This is a genomic window from Massilia sp. TWR1-2-2, from assembly GCF_049897565.1.
Taxonomy (GTDB): domain Bacteria; phylum Pseudomonadota; class Gammaproteobacteria; order Burkholderiales; family Burkholderiaceae_D; genus JAFCUW01.
Genome location: NZ_JAFCWM010000055.1, coordinates 1 through 16,314, shown reverse-complemented (window position 1 = coordinate 16,314; position 16,314 = coordinate 1). Strand labels below are relative to the sequence as shown.

The following is a 16,314-nucleotide window of genomic DNA, read 5'->3' as shown; positions in this document are numbered from 1 at the left end:
CGATTGGCAGCGCAATGCCTTTCGAGGTGTTCTTGAAGCGCATCTGGAACGTGATGTCTTCCTTGGCGTCGCCGTTGTTGTCGATGTGGATTTCGTACAACGCGTTTTCGTCGAACTGGAAGAAGTTCGGGCCGCCTTGCGGATCCTGGAAAGGCTGGAAGTTGGCGATCATCGTCACGAAGCCTTCGCGTCCGGCGGCGTAGCTGCGGAACATGTAGAAGTCGGTGCCGTCGACCTTTGGCGCCTTGGTCAGGAATGGCGCTTCGCGGTGGCTCGACGCCTGCGCCGGCGCGAATGCGCCTGCCAGGATCAATCCGGAGATGGTGGCCGATAGCCACACGTTTTTACGCTTCATTATGTTCATGATTCTGGTTCCTCTATTTATCGGTTTTTGTAAGGACTCCAGTAGAGCAAGCGCGGAAGCATTTCAATGTTAAGTAACTAACGCAAGAGCGAAAATGTTAGCAAATGTGACTGGACAACTCTGACGTTGATTTCCTGAAAGATACTTCGGCAGCAATTTACCATGGTTGGCGGCGAATTTGATACCATGCGTTGATCGAATTGTTCACCGAAAATCCAATGCCCAAGAATCAAGCTGCTGTTCCCCGCAAGTTCGCTGCTGCCGAGGACGATGAAGACGTCATGGCGCAGGCGCTGGCCGAGCTGGCCCTCGAGATCGTCGAGCCGGAAGAGGGCGACGCGGCCGACCTGCGCCAGAAGGAAACGGAGCTGGCCCGCCTGGTGCGTAACGCCCTGCGCAAAAAGAACGACGACGTGCTGTACGGCGCTATCGAGCGAGCCAAATATGAAGACCTGGCCGCGTTCCAGCATCTGCGTGCGCACATCGAGGAAGCCAGCGCGACGATGGTGATTCGGCGCGATGGCAAGCCGGCCGAGGAAATCAACGCCTTCCTGGTGCCGATGTTCATCAACAGCCGCGGCGGCCTGAAGCGCGAGCACACGTTCCAGGACGTGCCGGCCTTCGAAATGCTGCGCGCCAGTTTCCAGCAAGCCGGCCTGGAAAGCCCCGATGCGACCGTGGTGCTGATCAGCCACGCGTATGACCTGGGCGAAATCGATGCCATCAGTTTCAGCCAGCTTGGCGACATGCTGCGCGAAGTGGCCGCGACGATGAGCGAGAAGAAGATGGTCGACACGCCGGCGCTGGCAGCGAGCACGCGCGGCTGGACCGGCGCCAGTCTTGCGCCGGAAGACGACGCGATGGAGCTGCGTTTCCTGCTCGGCTTTGCGCGCACGCGCGAGGACGATCCGTTCTACCGGGCGCCCGCCGACGAGGCCGGCGCAGATGCCTATTACGCCGCGCGCCTGGAGCGCTACCGCCAGTGGACGCTGGAGTCGGCGCCGCTGCTGCAAAGTTGCCTGGCGGCCGATCCCTCCTCGCTGAAGATCAATTTCCTGTACCAGGATTTGTTCTACGGCGCCAAGGAAGACGCAATGGCGGAGCTGGCGATGCTGGGCATGATGTCCGACATCAGCCAGGCGCTCGACGAGCACAAGCTTGACGCCGCCGAGGTGAGCGCGGTGGTCGCGCCGGCCGACGTCGACGATCAGATGGTGCTGCGCGTCAACCTGTACCGCGACGGCGTAAGCGAGCCGCTCGCATCGCCCGAGATGCCGTTCGACATGGCGGCCGATTTGCAGGCAGAAGTAGGCGACATCTGCGACGCGCTGGGAACGATCGGCATCCATGCGGTGTCGATGGCATTGCGTTTCGGCGAGGATGGCCAGCCGATCGACGTGCGCCCATACAGCCCGGACTGAGTGCGGCAACTGTTATCCTCAGAGGAGTCATTGCTGTCATTGGCAGAAATGACTCCTCGCGCACAGTTCTTCTCAGGACATGCGCGAGTTCGCCAGGAATATCCACGCCACGGAGATCACCACCATCCCGGTCAGCGTCACGCACGACGACGTGAAGAACCACGCCGACACCACACTGGTCTGGCTTGCCTTTTCGCACAGCATGCCGAGGCCGAAGCCGCCGGCCGTCAGCACCGACCAGCGCCTCAGATAGACCGGCAAGTATCTGCACATGCGGCGGTTGTGCTGCCAGGCGGCATGGCGCTCGTACAAATTTCGCGCGGCGCTGAGGTCGGCGAACAGCCAGTCGAAAAACATGAAGCGGTACAGCAGCGTGCGAAATGGAATCTCGGCGGGCAATTGGCTGTCTGGCATGGTCGCACCTTCGCGCTGCAGGGGGACGATTCCAGCAACACGCACCGCGCGGGAACCTGCATCCACTATACCTCAAGCGGCCGTCAGCCCCTTGCTAGCGCGCACCGCTGAATGGGTCTGGGGTCCGACCCGGTTTGTGGGTCGGACCCCGGTGTGGCAGCGGTAGACTTGCAAACCAGGGTCCGACCCCGAAACCCGGGTCAGACCCTAAGCGAACAGCTTGGAAAATATTCGCGTTGCCATCAGGCCGGCCGACGTGTGGTGTGTGGCCGGCGACATCAGCGCGATCAGCATGGCGATCGCTTCTTCCTTGCTGTCGGAGGCGGCCAGCTTCGCTTCGAGCAGGCGCAGGTCGCAGGCGATGGCCCCCCACGCATGTTCGTCGTCCGGGAAGCGGTGGCGGATCAGGCCGCGCTCGGCACTTTCGCGGATGCGCCGCGGCCGACCGTCGACCACGCCGCCGGCGGCGCGTTGCAGCGCCCGGTGCGTGGCCACGCGTGCAACGGGGGCTGTGGCCAGCGGCTGCGACGGCGTCGCCATCCAGTCATGCAGCACCTGCTCCTCATAGGCGCTGAACACGCCGAACATCTGCGCATGGTCGCCATGCAGCAGGCCCCAGAAGCGGCTCTGTTCCGGCGTTTCGCCGCGCGTGAACCAGCCTTGTTTTTCAAGCGCAACGAGGAACGCCGGCACCTGGTCGGGATCGGACAGCCAGTCGTTGATCATGCGCCCGCCGACCTTGCAGTAGTCCGAGTGCATGTTCTTGCCGACCGCGCTCTTGCTGCGCAGGATGCCGACCAGCTCGGCGTGCAGGTCGAACGAGTCGATCACCGTCTGCGTGCTCGCGCCGAGGTCGTTGAGGCGGTAGCCGGCCTCGACACGGCGCATGAAGGCATCGGCGTCGCCCACTTGCGGCGTCAGCTTCGTCAGCGCTTCCCACGCCTTGCGGGCGTGGCCGCTGTCGGCATTGTCGACCGTGACGTGCAAGGTGAAATAGTACGGATCGATGCCCAGCTCGTTCAGCTCGTAGCTGGTGATCAACAGGTGCAGCGGCAACTGCTCGTAGCCGAGGTTGTAGCCGATCAGTTCGGGCAGGAACTGCTGCGGGTTGTAGGCGAGGGCAAGCTGGATCAGGCCTTGCAGAAAGTGTTCTTCCGGCAGGCCTTGCCACTGGGCGCAGCCATGTGCGTCAATCAGCTGCTGGAAAATGACGACATGGTTTTTCCCCGGCACGCCGTTGCCAAGTTCTTCAAGGTAAGTGGTGATCAGCGGGCGCTTCGCGCCCTGTTCCCAGTATTGCAGCAGGCCGAACAGCCAGGCACCGTCGACCAGCTTGGTTGGCGCAACACCCTTCAGGAAGTACAGCGCGTGCGCCTTGTTGGTGAAGTAGCGACGCGGGGCGCCGCCCTTGCGCTCGGCCAGGTACTGCTTGTATTGCTCGCCGACAGCTTCGGTATGCGCGGCCGCCCATGCGGCAAACTGCTCGGCGCCCTGCGGCAACTGCGGCAACCCGTACGGCGTCGCATCGAGCGTGGCGCGCAGCCAGTCGGCAGCCTGCAGCATCGCGGCTTGCTCGACGTCGCGCTCGCTCAGCGACAGATACATCTGCCGTACGCTGGCGGTGGCGGGGGCGTCAAAGGATGCGGCTACTTGTTCGAGCATGTGATTGTCTTTGCAGATTGTAGGAAAACTTGTCCAGTATGCAAAGAAAGATGCGTTGTTGACAGAGGCTCAAACGCCGCCTCCGTGTCAGAGGGGGATTACAAGAGCCCAGCGCATGGTCCCCGATGCGCACAATTGACTTCCGACAGCGCGCGCCCTACATTGTCGAGGTGACATGAAACGACCAGTGAGAGGAGTGTCGACAGCAAATGAACAAGAAGAAGGTCAAGATACTGCTGGTCGACGACCAGCCGGCCAACTTGCTGGTGCTTGAAGCGGTGCTGGCAGAACTCGACGAAGCGCTGGTCTACGTCCGCTCCGGCGAAGAGGCGCTGCGCGCGTTGCTCGACCATTCTTTCGCCGTGGTGCTGCTCGACGTGCAGATGCCGACCATGAACGGCTTCGAAACGGACGTCGAACGCAATATCACCGAATGGGAAGGCGGCGCCGCCGACATCCTCGGCTGGAGCGCCGAGCAGGCGCTGGGACGTTCGGCCGACATGATCTTCACACCCGAAGACCGGGGCGCCGGCGTGCCGCACGCAGAAGCGGCGCGCGCGCGCAACAGTGGCCGCGCGCTCGATCGCCGCTGGCACCTGCGGCGCGACGGCTCGCGCCTTTACGCCGACGGCGTGATGATGCCGCTGCGCGACGACGCCGGCAAGCTGCGCGGTTACGCCAAGATATTCCGCGACGCCACCGCCGAAAAGCTGGCGGCCGAACAGCTGGCCACGACCGAAGCGGATCGCGAGCGCCTGTTCCGCCAGCTCCAGGCGGCCAGCCTTCTGACGGTAGGCCAGCGCAGCGCGCTCGAACTGGCCGTCTCGGACGCGCCGCTTGGCGACGTGCTCGACGTGCTGGCCAATACGGCCGAAGAATACGCCGGCGGCGCCGGCCTGGCGGCGATCCTGCTGGCCGACGGCGAGCGCGCGCGCTTGCGCCACGCCGCCGGACCATCGCTGCCGCGCGCGTTCATGGACGCGATCGACGCGCTGCCGCCCGGACCGCAAGCCGGACCGGCGGCGCAGGCGGCGGCAAGCGGCGACGTCGTCACCGCCGCCGACATCGCCGACTGCGACAGCTGGCCGCTGTTTCGCGACCTGGCGCTGGCGCACGGCCTGCACGCCTGCCGCGCGATGCCGATCGTGGCGCCGTCGGGCGCCGTGCTGGGCGTGTTCTGCTGGTATCGGCGTGAGGCATGTGCCGGCCTCGATGACGAGGACGTGGCCCTGGCGCTGCTGGCCAACACCGCCTCGCTGGTGATCGGCCAGCGTCACGAACAACAGGAACGGATGGCGGCGGAAGAGCGCGCCCACGATATCCTCGAGAGCATCAGCGAAGGCTTCCTGGCGATCGATGCCGACTGGCGCATCAGCTACGCCAACCACGCCGCCGAACGCCAGACCGGCATCGCCCGCGACGAGCTGGCCGGCTCGCTGTTGTGGGACGTGTTCGAGCAGACGCGCGGCACCGCCATCGAACAGGGGCTGCGCCGCAGCGCCGCCGAGCGCTCGCACGTCAAGTTCGATTCGTATTACGATTCGCAGCGGCGCTGGCTCGAGATCAACAGCTGCCCGACGCCGGACGGCGGCATCGCGCTGTACTTCCGCGACGACACCGACCGCCGGCTGGCCGAGGAGGGCATCCGGCGCCTGGCCGCGGTGGCCGAACAGTCGCCTGACTTCATCGGCATCACCACGCCCGACGCCACCGGCATGTTCCTCAATCCGGCCGGGCGGCGCCTGTCCGGCATCCCGGAAGACGCGCCGATCTCCGACTTTTCGCTGGTCGACTTCTTCGCGCCGGAAAGCCGCCCCTTCGTGCAGGACGTCGTGCTGCCGGCGCTGACGGGCGAACCGGCGCGCTGGGAGGGCGAGCTGCACCTCGCCGACCTGTCCTCCGGCGCGGTGGCACCGGTCTACTTCAAGGGCTTCGCGGTGCGCGACGACCGCGGCGACATCATTGGCCTGGCCACCGTGACGCGCGACATTACGGAGCAGAAGAATGCCGAGGACGCGCTGCGCCGGGTGGCCGCCGACCTCGCCGAGGCCGACCACCGCAAGTCCGAGTTCCTCGCCACCCTGGCGCACGAGCTGCGCAATCCGCTGGCGCCGATCCGCACCGGCCTTGACCTGCTGCGCATGGCGCCGGGTGACGCCAGTGCCACCGAACGGGTGGTCGGCATGATGGACCGCCAGCTCAGCCACCTGATCCACCTGGTGAACGACCTGCTCGACGTCGCCCGCATCACGAGCGGCAAAATCGAACTGAAAAAGCAGCCGGTGGCGCTGAAGACGCTGGTGTCGATGGCGCTTGAGACGAGCGTGGCGCTGATTGAATCGAGCGGCCACAAGCTCGAAGTGCACCTGCCGCCCGAGCCGGTGGTGCTCGACGCCGACACCACGCGCATCGTCCAGGTGCTGAGCAACCTGCTCAATAACGCGGCCAAGTACACCCCGGCTGGCGGGCGCATCGTGCTGTCGGCGTGGACCGAGGAGGGGCAGGCACTGGTGGCGGTGCGCGACAGCGGCATCGGCATGCCGGCCGAATCGCTCGGCGCCGTGTTCGAGATGTTCACCCAGGTGCGCGGCCATATGGATCGGGCCCAGGGCGGCCTGGGCATCGGGCTGTCGCTGGTGCGCCGGCTGGCCGAGCTGCACGGCGGCAGTGTGGCGGCCGACAGCGCCGGCCGCGATCAGGGCAGTACGTTCACATTACGCTTGCCGCTGGGCGGCGGCGGCAGCCGCGACGGCAGCCGCGACGGCAGCCGCGACGGCGGCCGCGGCGAGGCGGCGCCGGCGCCGGGTCCCGCGCTGCGGGTGCTCGTGGTCGACGACAATGCCGACGCCGCCGACAGCCTGGCGGCGCTGCTGACGATGCTCGGTCACCAGCCGCGCGTGGCGCACGACGGCCACGCAGGCCTGGCGTTGGCAAGGGAGTTCAGGCCGGACCTGGTGTTCCTCGACATCGGGCTGCCCGTCTTGAGTGGCCACCAGGTGGCGCGCGCGATCCGCTCGACGCCCGAGCTGGCGAAGGTGGCGCTGACCGGCTGGGGCGCCAGCGGCGACCTGATGCAGGCTGAAGACGCCGGCTTCGACCAGCACCTGACCAAGCCGGTCAGCCTCGACGCGCTGCGCGGCGTCGTGCGCAGTGTGGCCGGAGCGCAGGCGTGAAGGGTCCGTTGCCGGTGTCGTGCGGCACGCTGATCGTCAATCCGGCCTGCCAGCTGCTGCTGTGCCACGTCACCCACACCGCCAAATGGGACATCCCGAAAGGCATGCAGGACCCGGGCGAGAGCACGCTGGAGGCGGCGATGCGCGAATTGCGCGAGGAAGCCGGCATTGCGTTTGCGCCCGAGCGCTTCGAAGACCTGGGCGTCTTCGACTACCGGCCCGACAAGCGGCTGCACCTGTACCTGGTGCGCAGCGGCGACGACCTGGCAAGCCTCGATCACCTCGCCTGCATCAGCTTTTTCGCGCACCACGCGACGGGCGCGTCGACGCCGGAGGTCGATGGCTTTTGCTGGGCCGAACGCGCGCAGCTGGCGAAGCTGTGCTGGCCGCGCATGGCGCAGCGGCTGATGGCGCTGGAGTGGTAATGCCTGACGCGCGGGTTCTGCGACCTCGGTAGCGAGGGTCTTTCGGTCGTCGGCCCAAAAACTGTCGGTCCCGCCAATGGCGACGCCGCCGGTGTTGAACGTGTCGTCCAAAATCATAGATTTGCGATAGCGTCTTTTAACTGACTACAAGGGTAACATTTCCACAGTCACTGCCCGTGTCTTTAAACCGCCTCAGTAAGGCGTCAATGGTGGCGAATTCGACCGGCTTGGTCAAATGCGCGTCAAAACCGGCTTCCGTTGACCGGCAACGATCCGCTTTGCCGCCCCATCCTGTAAGCGCGATCAGGACGGCGGCTTTCAGCAGCGGCGAAGCGCGAAATTGCCGAGCTGTTTCATAGCCGTTCATTCCCGGAAGGCCTATGTCCAAGAAAACTATTTCAGGGAGGAATTCAACGCCTACCGCAAGGGCCTCCTCGCCACTATAAGCTGCCCGTACCATATGCCCGGAAAGGCCAAGCATCATCGCCAGCATCGTGGCCGCGTCGACGTTATCGTCGACAACAAGAATACGACGGCTAGGCGACAGTAGGGGGTCGCTGCTTAGCGGGTCAATAAACGTGTTTTGCGGCGCGACGGACATCGGTAGCCGGAGTGAAAAAGTGGATCCCAGACCCGAGCCCGGGCTTGCGGCCACAATTCTTCCGCCATGCATTTCAACCAACTGCTTGACGAGAGCCAGGCCGATGCCCAAGCCGCCTTGACTCCGGTCAAGTGTATGGTTGATCTGGGTAAACATGTCGAAAACTTGGCCGAGCATGTGCTCGGGAATACCCAAGCCGGTATCAGTGACTTCAATAACTACTTCAGCCCCTTCGGCGCGCGCGGATAGCGTAATATTGCTGCCGTTTTCGCTATATTTTGCAGAATTACTCAGTAGGTTGCCAATCATCTGAACTAGCCTAGCGGGATCAGCTTCGAGCCATAGCGGTTGCTGCGGCAAGATGACGTTCAAGGTTTGCTGTGCAGACTGGACCAAGGGCGTTGCTGCCTCTGCGGCCTCTTCAATGACAACATCGACCAAAATGCGTTGTAAACGGAGTAAAACCTTGCCACTAGTGATGCGGGAAATGTCGAGTAAATCATCGATCAGGCGCGTTATCTGGCTGAGTTGGCGCTCCATTATATTAACAAGGCCGGGCAACTTAGCCAGATCGGTTGTTAGCCGAACCACATGCAACCCGCTCGCAATTGGCGCCAGCGGGTTCCGCAATTCGTGCGCAAGTGTTGCAATGAAGTCGTTCTTGCGCCGATCCGCCTCCGATAGTGCTTTTTCGGAGAGGGTCAGCGCGGCGTTGCGCCCAAACAGTTCACGCGCCATCGCCAAACGCTCGACGGCGTTTTCAACAATACGGGTGAAAGCAAGCGGGGTCAGCCCGTCTTTGGCAATATAATCCTGGGCGCCCGCGCGCAGAACGAGACGTCCGATTTCGGCACCGGTTCCTCCGGTTAGAACCACCACTGGGCACACCGGCAGCCCGTCAGCCCCAGCCAAGGTCTTGAGCACGTCGAGCGCGTCCATATCTGGCAGATTAAAGTCGAGCACCACGCAATCGGGCTTTTCCGGGCTGGCAAGTACGGCGTCCACGCCCGCTGCACCGGTTTGCGCATCAGAAAAAATGTAACGACGGTCTATGCTGCCACGCAGCAGAAGCCGCCGGATTTCACTGCGGTCGTCCGGACTATCGTCAATGATGACGATACGCCAGTCGTGTGTTGGAGGGGCGGTCATGAACGAACGCTCGCGCTTTCGGAGGCATCCCCAAGCGGCAATGTGAAATAGAACGTCGTTCCTCCACCGGTCACCGAATCTAGCCATATTTTGCCGCCATGGCGCTCAACCAGCTTGCGCACGACGGTCAAGCCAGTACCATTACCGCCGCCGTACTCGTCGCGGCCATGGAGTCTTTTGAAAAGTTTGAAAATGTGAGAAAAATATGAAGAAGGAATGCCGATGCCATTGTCGCTTACATAATAAATCGTATGATGCCGCGAACCAGGCGGACAGCAGGGCCTTGAGTGCAGTTCGCCGGCCTCGATCATGCCAATCTCCACGCGCTTTGGAACGGCGTCGGTGAAGATCAGCGCGTTCGATATGAGGCGAGTAAAGATCTCCCTACACCAGCCTCGATTGCAACGTATCGTCGGAAGGAGACGGGGAAGTACGAGTTCTACTAGTGCATCCTTAGGGCTGTCTGCAATCTCGACGGCTTCGGTGATGATTTCGTTGAGGTTGACATTATCGAGCGTCAATACGGTCTTCCCGATGCGGGCAAAATGCAGTAGCGATTCCAGTAAACTGTCCATGCGCACAGTCAGGCGTATCATCCGATCGAGCTTGCTCCGGTCCTTGTGATCGGGCAGCATGGCATTTTCGGCTAATTGAAAAGCGTATTGATGAATGCCACGCAGAGGCTCCTTGAGGTCGTGGCTGGCGACATAGGTAAACGCATCAAGTTCTGCGTTGCTGTTCGCCAATTCGGCATTAAGGGTCAGGCGCTGTTCCACGTTTTCGATGACGAGTTCAACCAGCTGTTGCTGCAGCTTAGCGACTGCGGCGCACTCTACGGGCGTCCACGGAAGGCAGCGTTGCCGCACCGATTCGACAAAAAGGGCAAAACTGGAACGCGGGGTCAGCCGAAGACCGTTTGGGCCAGGCACCATGGCTTTGTCATGCGGGTTTCCTGCCCAGTTCACTGTCTGGATAAATTCGGGCCGGAACCATAGCACCAAGGCGCGCCCGTGGCGCGAAAGCGGGATAGCCAATAAACCGCTTGCCACATTGGCAAATGCAGCCGCAGGGGTGTAATCAGCCGCGAGGCTATCCGTGGCATACACCGGCGCGGTAGTCGTGGCAAATTTCACCTCATTTAACCATTCGCCCAATTGCGACAATTGGACAACGTCAGGTGTTGCTCCCACGCAGCACCATTGGTCATCATGGTATAGCGCGGCGCCGCCGGCTTCGATACCGTTGAGCAGGGACTGCGCGCTAATTGCCAAACCGGCGACACCGCCGCCGCGTGCAGCCATCATCAATAGCTGTTGGTGAACCGAATCCAACTTGAGCCGGTAGGCCAGGTGCTCCTTGTCTTCAGCGGCGTTATGCTGAAGCGACACGACCTGAGCCAATAATTCGCATGCCGCCCTTACTTGGTAGGGAAGGTGCTTTGGCTCGCCGTAATGATGACAAGTGATGAGACCCCACAGCTGGTCTTCGCGGCGAATGGCCATGACGGCAGAACCGCTTACAAGCATGTTTTGCAGGTATTCGGTGTACATGATTGACACGCCTCGAAGAGAACAGTACGTCATGTCGACCGGCTCGTCGGTATCCGGATAATGCAAGGGAACCATTTCCGCCAAGGCACCGTAACTGTCAGGAATTGGGCGCAGCCAAATTTTGCTGAACATATCACGGGCTGGCTTAGGAAAGTCTTCAGCCGGGAAATGCATGCCGAGCCATGGCGCCAAATCGGCGCGCTTGCTCTCCGCAAAAATCTCGCCGTGGCCATCCTGATGAAATTTGTAAACCATTACCCGATGCATGCCGGTGATTTCGCGAATTTCTTCGGCTACGTGGCCGCAGAACTGCAACAGCGAATCGGCTGTTTGTAGTCGCGCCACGGTTTTTTTGACCAAGGCGTAATAATCCAGACTGACAGCAGCGCTGCGGCCGGTCGATTCACATTCCAGAATTGCCACATTGTTGATCACATGGACTGTCACATCGATAATGCCTGCGTCGCCCGCTTGGCCACGGCCGCCTGGCAACGATAAGAGATACAGCGGATTACGGTCCAGCAATTGCGTAGCGATCAACTCTCGTAATTGCCGCTCGCCTTCGCTACCGATCACATCACCAACAGGACGGTTCAAGATTGTCTGGACGGGGTTGCCTAGTATAGCTTCGACGTTGTCGCTCGCCTGCATGATGCACAGGTCAGCCAGGCGCAGTACCAACAGCGCCCCGTGCGCTTGCACGCATCCCGGGATTTGCACAGGTTCGGTATCACAATTATCGAAATTCAGGCCATCGCGCTTGGTACTGTACGGGCGAGGATGGATCGTTGGCGATGTCGCTTTGCCGTCGGTTGTCGTCATTGGATTACTGATGCCCTACCTGGCAGTGTGAAATAGAAGGTCGATCCCTGTCCTGCCAAGGAATCGACCCAAACCTGCCCGCCATGCTGTTCAACGAGCTTGCGAACGATCGTCAAGCCGGCGCCGCTGCCGCCGCCGTAGCCGTCGTGGCCGTGTAACCGCTTGAACAGTTTGAAGATGTGATTGTAGTGCTTGGCTTGGATGCCTATGCCATTGTCTGCCACATAGTAAATTGCTTGGCCCTGCATGTCGCTGGGACAGCCAGGCCTTGCATGGATTTCATCGGCGCCGATGTAACCTACTTCGACGTGCCTGCTTGCAACATCGCTGTATTTCAAGCCGTTTGACAGCAGATTGACCAAAATTTGGCGGCATCTGATTCTATCGCACTGCACGGTCGGAAGCTGCCGCGGTACCGTCACTGCATTCTTGTCGTCAATAGTGCGCGAGCCGAGAGAGTCCAAGGCGTCTGCCAAGCTTTCGTTGAGGTTGACCTCTTCGATTAACAGATCGGTTCCACCGACACGCGAGAAATGCAGCATGGAGTCGAGCAAACCATCCATGCGCACGGAAAGCCGTACCAGCCCGTCGAGCTTGCGACGACTCTCGTCGTCTATCATTGACGCAAAATCGTCACGCAGTTGATGCGCGTATCGGTAAATGCCGCGCAACGGCTCTTTCAAATCATGGCTGGCAATGTACACAAATGCGTCAAGGTCTTCGTTGCTGCGCGCAAGGTCAGCATGCAGCACGGTACGCTGTCCAGACTGTCCTGCCACTAGCTCGGCGACCAAAAAGCGCAAGCCGGCAGCAGCGTCGATTTCCACTAGTCTCCACGGCAGAGATTGCTGCAGCACCGATTCCGTAAATAGCTCAAAACTGTGGCGCGGGGTCAGCCGCGGACCGTTTGGGCCTAGCACAGTTGGCTTATCGTGCGGATTGCCCCCCCAGTTCACTGTTTGGATCGTTTCGGGGCGAAACCACAGCATCAGGTCGCGTCTGTTTGCCGACACTGGCACGGCCAACAAACCGCTGCCCACGTCAGCGAACCGGGCGGCAGGGGGGTACTCCTGCGCCAGCCTGTCCGTCGCGTACAAGGGACGCGGGCAGGAGGGGAGCATGGTGACAGTCAGCCATTCGCCCAGCTCCGTCAACTGATCGTCGGTGGGCGTATTGCCAATGCACCACCAACGATCAAGATAGTAGAGTGCGGCGCCACCGGCGTCGATACCGTTCAACAGCGATTGGGTGCCGTTGATGAGGCCGGCTAAACCGCCGTCGCGTGCCGCTACGGCCAACAACACCTGGTGTGCGCCTTCAATCTTTAGACGGTAAGCGAGATACTCCTTCTCTTCGGTCGCCTGCTGCTGAAGCGAGACGATCTGCGCCAAGAATTCGCAGGCAGCACGGATGTGTTGTGGAATATGTTGTGGCCCTTCGTAGTGGTGACAGGCAATGAGTCCCCACAGCTTATCGTTACGACGGATAGCCATCGTCAGCGCCGCCGTCACTCCCATGTTGCGCAGGTATTCGGTGTACATGATGGAGACGCCGCGCAAGACACAATATGTCATGTTAAGCGGCTTGAGGGTATCCGGATTTGCCAACGGGACGAGTTCTGCGAGCGGGCCCGCAACGTCGGAAACAGGCCGTATCCACGTCTTGGTAAAAATTGCGCGCGCCGGCTTTGGAATGTCTTCGGCGGGATAGTGCAAGCCGAGCCAGGATGGGATGTCGGCACGTCGGCTCTCCGCCAAGACCTCTCCATGTCCGTCGTCGTGAAACTTATAAACCATCACTCGGTCGAGGCCGGTCAGCGCGCGAATGTCATTAACAACGACATCGCAAAACTGTTGCAGCGAGCTCGACGTCTGCAGTTTTGCCAATGTCGTTTTGACTAGAGCGTAATAGTCGGGTTTGGGTTCCAACGTATGGCATGTGGCTTCAAATTCCAGCACTGCAACGCCGTCAACCGTATGGACCGACACATCCAGGGCGGCTTTTCCGTTACTACTGGAACATTTATCGGGCAAGGTCAACAGATAAATCGGAGTGCAATCGGTAGATTCCTGATCTAACAAATTGCGCAACCGACGTTGTCCTTCAGCGCCAATGACGGTACCAATTTGCTGGCCCAAAAGCTGCTGGGCCGATTGTCCGAATATGGCAGCGGCGTTCTCACTGGCTTGTAGAATACGCAAGTCCGATAGCCGAAGTACCAGCAAGGCCCCATGGGCTTGCACGCAGCCCGGGGTTTGAACCGGCTCACTGTCGCAGTTGGCAATCGTTAGGCCATCACGCTTGGTGCTGTAGAGCTCAGGAAGTATGCCAGGGCTGGACGTGCCTGCACTTATCAAATTCATTGTTCCGCTCCTTTCTCGCACCAGTGGTGGAGTGTTGCGAACGTGGCGAGCGCGCTCGCGCCAACCATCTCCTGCTGGTATGAGTGCAAAGAGAAAGCAGGAATAGCATCCCGGAACTGGTGCCACATCGAATCCGTATTTTCGCCGTGGGCGTTAAAGAATCTCCCGCCTGTGGCAGGTGTAACCCCTAGGGAAGCACTGATTTATTCTTCCGAAACCCATTTCGGTCGCGAGCAAGTCCTGCGACAATAATGGCATCACGAACACCGTCCAGTCGATCATGCAGAAAAGTTTTTCCGACCTCGAATACGCCGCCAAGAAGAAGCTGACACGGCGCGACCGCTTCCTCGCCAAGATCGACACCGTTACGCCTTGGTCGAAATTGCATGAACTGATTGAGCCGCACTACCCGAAAGTAGAAGGTGCCGGCCGCCCGCCGATCGGGCTGGCACGCATGCTGCGCATGTATGTCGCCCAGCAGTGCTTTGGCCTTTCTGACGAAGGCATCGAAGACGCGATCTACGACAGCCAGGCGATTCGTGCCTTCGTCGGGATCGACCTCAATCGTGAGTCGGCACCGGACGCGACGACGCTCTTGAAATTCCGTCGGCTGCTTGAGACCCATGAACTCACACGCAAGATCTTTGAGACGATCAACAGGCATTTGGCAGCGCAGGGTTTGATGATGCGGGAAGGAACGATCGTCGACGCCACACTGATCGCGGCGCCACCGTCGACCAAGAACAAAGACAAGAAGCGCGATCCTGAAATGCACCAGTCCAAGAAAGGCAATGACTGGCACTTCGGGCTGAAAGCCCATATCGGCGTGGACGCGGCTTCTGGCCTTGTCCACACCGTGATCGGCACGGCCGGCAACGTCTCGGACGTCACGCAGGCACACGCGTTGCTGCACGGTGATGAAGTTGCGGCGATGGGCGATGCAGGCTACCAGGGCGTCGAAAAGCGCGAAGAGAATCTTGGGAAAAGCGTGACTTGGCACGTCGCGATGAAGCGCGCCAAACGCAAGGCACTGCCCAACAACAAACTCGGTCGCGCGATGGAAAAGCTGGAGCACTTGAAGGCCAGCGTTCGGGCGAAAGTTGAGCATCCATTCCATGTGGTGAAGAACCTCTTCCGTCATCGTAAGGCGCGCTATCGCGGCCTGGCGAAGAACACCGCGCAACTGTTCACGCTGTTCGGTTTCGCGAATTTGGTGCTGGCAGGCCGGCAATTTAGGGTCTCTGAAACCCGAGCTCCGTCCTGAAGACGAGAGCACGGGGGAAATGTATCAAAAAAGGGGAAATTCGCTGGTTTGGCCGCTTGAAAACGAAAATTTAAGTATCCAAAAATTGCGGCTCTGTTGAGCGCGTCGTCAGCGCAGAAATCATCAATTGTTCAGCGTTTCCCTAGCTTCTGCTCGACATGCCGATTAATGACTATCCCGCCCAAGGTAGCGCCTTCAAGCACATACAGGCAGCCAAAGCACTCGGCGGCGCTGATGAGAGACTGCACATTAGTGCAAAGGGGTAACCTATCAATTGCTTGGTGCCCAAGCGCTGTTAGATTAGCGTCCAGATGCGGCGTTTTGTGGCGTTGTTTAACTGCAATCCAAGGCTTAATCGGATCGCAACCATTCGGAAGGCGCCCTTCGACAGGCTTATAAACGCCGTAGAATCGTTCAACTCGGTGCCTATGGCTTGCATGCATCAAGTTATCGACCAGCAATGATAGTTGCATTTTGGCACTCATCTAGGAAAAAACAAAGCTTGCTGTGAGAACAATTTAGCTGGTAGCGACCGGGCTATAAAATTGCTTCTGTCCAAAATCGGTCGACCATGTCCTGCTAATTAGGAAACCCCTATACAGGTGGATGCGCAGTTTGCATCAGCCATCGTCAAAGAAATTTCAAGGATGTGGAATTGCCGGAAGACGCCAAACGACGGGAATGATCGGCGCTGGGATTTGAGTCACAACAGCAGCTAGATAGAAGCGGCGCTAAGCAGTACTGGAGTTAAATCCATCATAACGACTTGTCTCCACAACACAAAGACCAAATTCAAATAACTGCAGATAATTTAAATAAAGGTGTGACACTCGACCGTCCGTTAGCGACCTCGACGGAAAGCGGGGCCTACTTAACTGAATTTTGACAACCCTGGCCGAAGCATAGCGTACCGAAATGGCTACGCTTCAGATTGTGCTCAGATACGGTCGGTTTTCCGTTCCACTGCGCCTCAAACCCCTGTGTTCTGTAAGCGTCCAGTCCACCCACCTTCCATTGCCAATTCCACCTAGCCATACTCCGGTTTTGAAAAGGAGATAGGAATGGCAAATATCGAACGCGAAGCGCTGTGGAAAGAACGCGTCGCA

The 16,314-nt window shown here is 60.1% G+C and carries 10 protein-coding genes; 4 read left to right on the top strand and 6 right to left on the bottom strand.

Going from position 1 to position 16,314, the window contains the following annotated elements; all coding sequences use genetic code 11:
- Positions 1-355 (bottom strand): DUF4331 family protein (locus ACP7DD_RS25445; protein ID WP_426178062.1); only part of this gene is annotated, 355 nt, incomplete at its 3' end.
- A gap of 227 nt (positions 356-582) precedes the next feature.
- Between ACP7DD_RS25445 and ACP7DD_RS25440 the strand changes: the two genes are divergently transcribed.
- On the top strand, positions 583-1,785 hold the full coding sequence (locus ACP7DD_RS25440; RefSeq protein WP_426178060.1) for a hypothetical protein: 1,203 nt from the start codon (positions 583-585) through the stop codon (positions 1,783-1,785).
- A gap of 72 nt (positions 1,786-1,857) precedes the next feature.
- On the opposite strand, the gene ACP7DD_RS25435 is transcribed toward ACP7DD_RS25440, so the two are convergent.
- Both ACP7DD_RS25435 and ACP7DD_RS25430 read right to left on the bottom strand, forming a co-directional pair.
- Positions 1,858-2,199, bottom strand: coding sequence for a hypothetical protein (locus tag ACP7DD_RS25435; RefSeq protein ID WP_426178058.1), 342 nt, complete (start codon positions 2,197-2,199; stop codon positions 1,858-1,860).
- A 207-nt stretch (positions 2,200-2,406) separates the two neighbouring features.
- Entirely contained in the window at positions 2,407-3,861 is a 1,455-nt protein-coding gene (locus tag ACP7DD_RS25430; protein WP_426178056.1) for an iron-containing redox enzyme family protein, read from the bottom strand.
- Between the two features lie 209 nt (positions 3,862-4,070).
- Between ACP7DD_RS25430 and ACP7DD_RS25425 the strand changes: the two genes are divergently transcribed.
- Both ACP7DD_RS25425 and ACP7DD_RS25420 read left to right on the top strand, forming a co-directional pair.
- Complete coding sequence (locus ACP7DD_RS25425) at positions 4,071-7,034, top strand: PAS domain S-box protein (RefSeq protein WP_426178054.1); 2,964 nt, start codon at positions 4,071-4,073, stop codon at positions 7,032-7,034.
- Positions 7,031-7,459 carry an NUDIX hydrolase gene (locus ACP7DD_RS25420; protein ID WP_426178053.1) on the top strand — a complete coding sequence of 143 codons (429 nt, stop codon included), beginning with the start codon at positions 7,031-7,033 and terminating at the stop codon, positions 7,457-7,459. Before ACP7DD_RS25425 ends, ACP7DD_RS25420 begins: the two co-directional genes overlap by 4 nt.
- A 136-nt stretch (positions 7,460-7,595) precedes the next feature.
- Here ACP7DD_RS25420 and ACP7DD_RS25415 read toward each other — a convergent pair whose 3' ends face one another.
- From ACP7DD_RS25415 to ACP7DD_RS25405, 3 genes are read right to left on the bottom strand one after another with little or no spacing between them, the layout of a single operon-like run.
- Entirely contained in the window at positions 7,596-9,209 is a 1,614-nt protein-coding gene (locus tag ACP7DD_RS25415) for a response regulator (RefSeq protein WP_426178051.1), read from the bottom strand.
- Positions 9,206-11,581: an ATP-binding protein gene (locus ACP7DD_RS25410; RefSeq protein WP_426178049.1), complete on the bottom strand. Its 2,376-nt coding sequence runs from the start codon at positions 11,579-11,581 to the stop codon at positions 9,206-9,208. Before ACP7DD_RS25410 ends, ACP7DD_RS25415 begins: the two co-directional genes overlap by 4 nt.
- Positions 11,578-13,944, bottom strand: coding sequence for an ATP-binding protein (locus tag ACP7DD_RS25405; protein ID WP_426178047.1), 2,367 nt, complete (start codon positions 13,942-13,944; stop codon positions 11,578-11,580). The genes ACP7DD_RS25410 and ACP7DD_RS25405 overlap by 4 nt, the downstream gene beginning before the upstream one ends.
- A gap of 280 nt (positions 13,945-14,224) precedes the next feature.
- Between ACP7DD_RS25405 and ACP7DD_RS25400 the strand changes: the two genes are divergently transcribed.
- Positions 14,225-15,208: an IS5 family transposase gene (locus ACP7DD_RS25400; protein ID WP_426178045.1), complete on the top strand. Its 984-nt coding sequence runs from the start codon at positions 14,225-14,227 to the stop codon at positions 15,206-15,208.
- Positions 15,209-16,314: the final 1,106 nt, after the last annotated feature.

What these genes read in the sequence shown, in the direction of transcription:
- ACP7DD_RS25440 (WP_426178060.1), top strand. Translation starts at nt 583, where the DNA reads ATGCCCAAGAATCAAGCTGCTGTTCCCCGCAAGTTCGCTGCTGCCGAG.
- ACP7DD_RS25435 (WP_426178058.1), bottom strand. Translation starts at nt 2,199, where the DNA reads ATGCCAGACAGCCAATTGCCCGCCGAGATTCCATTTCGCACGCTGCTG.
- ACP7DD_RS25430 (WP_426178056.1), bottom strand. Translation starts at nt 3,861, where the DNA reads ATGCTCGAACAAGTAGCCGCATCCTTTGACGCCCCCGCCACCGCCAGC.
- ACP7DD_RS25425 (WP_426178054.1), top strand. Translation starts at nt 4,071, where the DNA reads ATGAACAAGAAGAAGGTCAAGATACTGCTGGTCGACGACCAGCCGGCC.
- ACP7DD_RS25415 (WP_426178051.1), bottom strand. Translation starts at nt 9,209, where the DNA reads ATGACCGCCCCTCCAACACACGACTGGCGTATCGTCATCATTGACGAT.
- ACP7DD_RS25410 (WP_426178049.1), bottom strand. Translation starts at nt 11,581, where the DNA reads ATGACGACAACCGACGGCAAAGCGACATCGCCAACGATCCATCCTCGC.
- ACP7DD_RS25405 (WP_426178047.1), bottom strand. Translation starts at nt 13,944, where the DNA reads ATGAATTTGATAAGTGCAGGCACGTCCAGCCCTGGCATACTTCCTGAG.
- ACP7DD_RS25400 (WP_426178045.1), top strand. Translation starts at nt 14,225, where the DNA reads ATGCAGAAAAGTTTTTCCGACCTCGAATACGCCGCCAAGAAGAAGCTG.